4 protein-coding genes and 1 pseudogene are annotated in these 5,055 nt (G+C 65.6%); 1 reads left to right on the top strand and 4 read right to left on the bottom strand.

What is annotated here, in order from left to right:
* Together BGO62_RS13715 and alaS are read right to left on the bottom strand one after the other, a co-directional pair.
* Positions 1-766, bottom strand: a pseudogene (locus BGO62_RS13715) (hypothetical protein); the annotation flags it as partial.
* A 156-nt stretch (positions 767-922) separates the two neighbouring features.
* A complete protein-coding gene (gene alaS, locus BGO62_RS13710; RefSeq protein WP_296643493.1) occupies positions 923-3,541 on the bottom strand; it encodes an alanine--tRNA ligase in 2,619 nt (872 codons plus the stop codon).
* 90 nt (positions 3,542-3,631) lie between these two features.
* On the opposite strand from alaS, the gene BGO62_RS13705 reads away from it, so the two are divergent.
* Positions 3,632-4,180 (top strand): DUF1415 domain-containing protein, encoded by a 549-nt coding sequence (locus tag BGO62_RS13705; protein ID WP_296643492.1) that lies wholly within the window; start codon positions 3,632-3,634, stop codon positions 4,178-4,180.
* Positions 4,181-4,237: 57 nt separating this feature from the next.
* On the opposite strand, the gene BGO62_RS13700 is transcribed toward BGO62_RS13705, so the two are convergent.
* Together BGO62_RS13700 and BGO62_RS13695 are read right to left on the bottom strand one after the other, a co-directional pair.
* Entirely contained in the window at positions 4,238-4,495 is a 258-nt protein-coding gene (locus BGO62_RS13700) for a hypothetical protein (protein ID WP_296643489.1), read from the bottom strand.
* 22 nt (positions 4,496-4,517) lie between these two features.
* On the bottom strand, positions 4,518-5,055 hold a 538-nt coding region (locus tag BGO62_RS13695), incomplete at its 5' end, for a VWA domain-containing protein (RefSeq protein ID WP_296643487.1).

Raw genomic sequence — 5,055 nt, 5'->3', positions numbered from 1 at the left:
CGGCTGTCGACCAGAAACGCAGCGGTTTGTCGGTATCGGGCTTGCGCACGCGGCGGGGGCCTTGATCGGACGACAGGTCGATCACGAAATTGTGGACATGGGTATCCAGGCGGTTGTCCAGCCGCATCATCCCGTGCCAGCCACACAGCCAGTGGTCGAGCAGATCCAGTTGTCGGGGGTAGAGCGTGCCGGAGTCGGCCAGATTCAGCATCAGGATATGCAGGTACGCCGTTTCGCAGCTGCAGTCGGACGCGTCTTCAGCGTAAGCCCGCAGCGGCTGCCGATGAAACCCTTCGGTTTCGGTGACGCGGTACAGATTGTGCAGGCGCAGCCAGAGTTTTTCGCCTGCGGGCTGGTAGCGTATCGTGCGCCATTTCAGCAGCTGTCCAAAGGCAAGGATGGCGCGCAGGGCGAGCAGCGGAATCCGGCTTTCGTGCGGGCTCCGCCCCGCCTCGCGCGCGAAGTGCAGCACGAAGGCGTGGTAGCCGCGCGCAATTTCCCAGTACAGGCCGTACACGGCATGCCAAAGCTGGCTTTCCACCGGGCGCGACATGCGCGGATTGCGCAGGTATTGGCGCACCAGCGTGTCCTGCAGGTCGCGCGACTTCTCGTCCAGCAGCATCAGCACGGCCAGACGATCTTTCGTGTATTGCGTCGAGTTTTCGTTGAAGCGCTTGAGCTCGCCGAGAATGGCTTGCTGGCATTTGAACGCGTCGCCGATCGGCAGGCTCTCGACCCAGCGCGCGGCCACCTTGAGGTTGGTCAACGGGTCATCGATCCGTTTGCCAAAAGAGGGCGAAAAGCGGGCGAGTTGCGATGCGAGTTTATTTGCCAGCGAGTTCATGGGTACCAGCTATCCGTGATGACGAGTCATGTTTCCAGGCACTATTACGGCTGATTGTGCAAATTCTGTACCCGCAGGTCAGACCAGCCTGGCTTGCGCCCATGCCTGCACCGCTGCCAGCGCCGCCGGCAGCTGATCCGGCTCGCTGCCGCCCGCCATCGCCATATCCGGCTTGCCGCCGCCCCTGCCGCCGACCTGGCTGGCGACGAAGCTCACCAGTTCGCCGGCCTTGATTTTCGCGGTGACGTCGGGTGTCACCGCGGCGATCAGGCTGACCTTGCCGTCGGCGACCGTGCCCAGCACCAGCGCGCAGGACTTCAGCTTGTCGCGCAGCTTGTCGGCGGTTTCGCGCAGGCTCTTGGCGTCGACGCCGTCGAGCTGCGCCGCCAGCACGCGTACGCCGGCGACGTCGACGGCCTGCTGCACCAGTTCGTCGCCGGCGTTCGCGGCAAGCTTCGATTTCAGGCGCTCGAGTTCCTTTTCCAGCGTGCGCACGGTATCGAGCACCTGGGCCAGCTTGGCGCCCAGTTCGGCCGGCTGCGCTTTCAGGGCCGCTGCCGCGCGGCGGATTTCCTGCTCGCGCGTCTGCACGTAATTCAAGGCGTTATCGCCGGTGACCGCCTCGACCCGGCGCACCCCGGCGGCGACGCCGGATTCGGACACGATCTTGAACAGGCCGATGTCGCCGGTGCGGGCGACGTGGGTGCCGCCACACAGTTCGCGCGAGCTGCCGATGTCGAGCACGCGCACCTCGTCGCCGTACTTCTCGCCGAACAGCATCATCGCGCCGGTTTTCTGCGCCTCGTCGATCGCCATCACGCGCGCCTGGGTGGCGGAGTTGGCGAGAATCTCGGCGTTGACGCGCGCTTCCACTTCGCGGATCTGCGCATCGGTCATCGGGGTGGGCTGCACGAAGTCGAAGCGGGTCTTGTCGGCATCCACCAGCGAGCCCTTCTGCTGCACGTGCTCGCCGAGCACCTCGCGCAGTGCCTTGTGCATCAGATGAGTGACCGAGTGGTTGCGCATGGTGTGCGCGCGCGCGACCTCGTCGACGCGGGCGAGCACGGCGTCGCCGACCGCCAGCGAGCCGGTCTTGACCACCCCGTGGTGGCCGAACACCTGCGCCTGGATCTTCTGCGTGTCCTCCACCTCGAACTGGCCCTGCGTGCTTTGCAGCGCGCCGCGATCGCCGGCCTGGCCGCCGGATTCGGCGTAGAAGGGAGTGTGGTCGAGCACGACCACGCCGAGTTCGCCTTCCTTGAGTTCGCCGACGGCGCTGCCGTCGCGGTACAGCGCCAGCACCGTGCCGTCGTGCGTCAGCGTGTCGTAGCCGTGGAAGGTGGTCGCCTCGCCGGCATAGTCCAGTCCGGCGCCGAGCTTGAATTTGCCGGCGGCGCGCGCCTGCGCCTTCTGCCGCGCCATGGCGGCGCCGAAGGCCGCGGTGTCGACGGCGACGTTCGCCTCGCGGCAGATGTCGGCGGTGAGATCGAGCGGGAAGCCATAGGTGTCGTGCAGCTTGAACGCCAGCTCGCCGTCGAAGGTGCCGCCGGCGGGCAGCGCTTTCAGCGCGGATTCGAGGATGCCCATGCCGTGCTCGATGGTCTCGAAGAAGCGTTCCTCCTCCTGCCTGAGGATATCCATCACGCGGGTTTGCGCCGCCACCAGTTCCGGATAGGCCTCGCCCATCGCCGCCACCAGGTCGGGCACGAGGCGGTGGAAGAAGGCGGCGCGCGCGCCCAGCTTGTAGCCGTGGCGGATGGCGCGGCGGATGATGCGGCGCAGCACGTAGCCGCGCCCCTCGTTGCCGGGGATGACGCCGTCGACGATGAGGAAGGCGCAGGCACGGATGTGGTCGGCGATGACCTTGAGCGAGTTGTTCGCGAGATCTTCAGTGTGCGTCTCGCGCGCGGCGGCGGCGATCAGCGCCTGGAACAGGTCGATCTCGTAGTTGGAATGCACGTGCTGCATCACCGCCGAAATGCGCTCCAGCCCCATGCCGGTGTCGACCGACGGCTTGGGCAGCAGGTGCATGGTGCCGGCCTCGTCGCGGTTGAACTGCATGAACACGTTGTTCCAGATCTCGATGTAGCGGTCGCCGTCCTCGTCGGGTGAGCCGGGCGGGCCGCCCGCGACCTCGGGGCCGTGGTCGTAGAAGATCTCGGTGCAGGGGCCGCAGGGGCCGGTGTCGCCCATCGCCCAGAAGTTGTCGGAGGCGTAGCGCTCGCCTTTGTTGTCGCCGATGCGGACGATGCGCGCCTTCGGCACGCCGATGTCGTTATGCCAGATGTCGTAGGCCTCGTCGTCGTCAAAATAGACCGTGACCCACAGCTTGTCGGCCGGCAGCTTCAGCACGTCGGTGAGGAATTCCCAGGCGTACTTGATCGCGTCCTGCTTGAAATAATCGCCGAAGCTGAAGTTGCCCAGCATCTCGAAGAAAGTATGGTGGCGCGCGGTGTAGCCGACGTTTTCCAGGTCGTTGTGCTTGCCGCCGGCGCGCACGCAGCGCTGCGACGACACCGCGCGGGTGTAGGCGCGCTTGTCGTGGCCGGTGAACACGTCCTTGAACTGCACCATGCCGGCGTTGGTGAACAGCAGGGTGGGGTCGTTGCCGGGCACCAACGGGCTGGAGGCGACGATGGTGTGGCCCTTGGATGCGAAGAAGTCGAGGAAATTCTGGCGGATGGCGCTGCTTTTCATGGTGTTGTGGTGTCGTCGTGCGTGAACGTCGGGCAATAAAGCATTGTATCCGTTAAAGTTCCGCCCTTACAGGCGGCAGGAGCGGGGAAGATGGATAGCGAAGCGGTGATCGCGGCAACGCGGGAATGGGTCGAAAAGGCGGTGATCGGGCTCAATCTGTGCCCGTTCGCCAAGGCGGTCTATGTGAAGAACCAGGTACGCTTCGCGGTGAGCACGGCCAGGCATCTGGATGGCCTGCTGGAAGACCTGGACCGCGAGCTGGATTTCCTGGCGGCGGCCGATCCCGAGGCCGTCGATACCACGCTGCTGATTCATCCGACGCTGCTGCCGGATTTTCTCGATTTCAACGATTTCATGCAGCTCGCCGAGGCTGCCGTGGGCGAGCACGGGCTGGAAGGCGTGATCCAGATCGCCAGCTTTCATCCGGCGTTCCAGTTTGCCGACACGGCACCCGACGATATCGGCAATTACACCAATCGCGCGCCGTATCCCACCCTGCACCTGCTGCGCGAGGCGAGCATCGCGCGGGCGGTGGCGGCTTTCCCGGAAGCGGAAACGATTTATGAACGCAACATCGAAACGCTGAAGGCGCTCGGGCACGCCGGCTGGGATGCCTTGTGGGCGGCGCCGCCCAGATAGCGGGCTGCCCCGCCTGGGGACCGTGAGCGGGTCGTGCTTTGCGGGGAAAGCCGGAGCCTAGCTGCCGCAGCCGCCGCAGCAGCTGCCGCTCGCGTGGGCGGGGCGTTCCGCTTCGACCTGCACGCCGACCCTCGCCAGCTCCGCCACCAGTTCTGCCCGCGTCGGCGCATCGTGGTCGAGGCGGGCGTGCAGGCTCGCCGGGGCGTCGAAATACGACACCTCGTGCACGCCGGGCATCGTCTTCAGGATGGCGCCGGCCCGTTCCGCCGTCGCGGCATCGATGGGGCTGGCGATATTGAGAATTTCGATTTTCATGTTTGCTCCTCGCGTGAAAAAATCAGACGTTTTCGGTCAGCCTTGCGTACAGGTCCGGCAGCACCCGCGGCAGCATCGCCGCATCGCGCACCACCACATAGCCTGCCGCGCCGAACAGGTGCGGCAGGTAATCCCCGGCCGCCTCGTCGATGGTCACGCAAAATGGCGTGAGCCCCAGGCGACGCGCTTCGATGATCGCCATGCGGGTGTCCTCGATTCCGTAACGGCCTTCGTACCTGTCGAGATCGTTCGGCTTGCCGTCGGTCAGGATCAGCAGCAGGCGGCGTGCCGTCTTTCGCGTCGAGAGGATCGCTGCCGCATGGCGGATCGCTGCGCCCATGCGCGTGTAGAAGCCGGGTTTCAATGCCGCCAGGCGGCCGCGAATCCGGTCGTCGTAGCGCTCATCGAAACCCTTGAGCAGATGAAAGCGCACGTTGTCGCGGCGCACCGACGAAAATCCGTACAGCGCAAAGCGATCGCCGGTGGCCGCCAGCGCCTCGCCGAACAGCAGCAGGCTGTCGCGGATCACCTCGATCACGCGCGCCGTATTGTTGACCCAG

Origin of the sequence: Thiobacillus sp. 65-1402, from assembly GCF_001897685.1 — a bacterium.
Classification (GTDB): Bacteria; Pseudomonadota; Gammaproteobacteria; order Burkholderiales; family Thiobacillaceae; genus Thiobacillus.
This window is presented reverse-complemented; position numbering and strand designations above follow the sequence as displayed.

Bases quoted from the DNA above. Each gene is read 5' to 3' on its own strand.
- alaS (WP_296643493.1), bottom strand. From the start codon at position 3,541: ATGAAAAGCAGCGCCATCCGCCAGAATTTCCTCGACTTCTTCGCATCC.
- BGO62_RS13705 (WP_296643492.1), top strand. From the start codon at position 3,632: ATGGATAGCGAAGCGGTGATCGCGGCAACGCGGGAATGGGTCGAAAAG.
- BGO62_RS13700 (WP_296643489.1), bottom strand. From the start codon at position 4,495: ATGAAAATCGAAATTCTCAATATCGCCAGCCCCATCGATGCCGCGACG.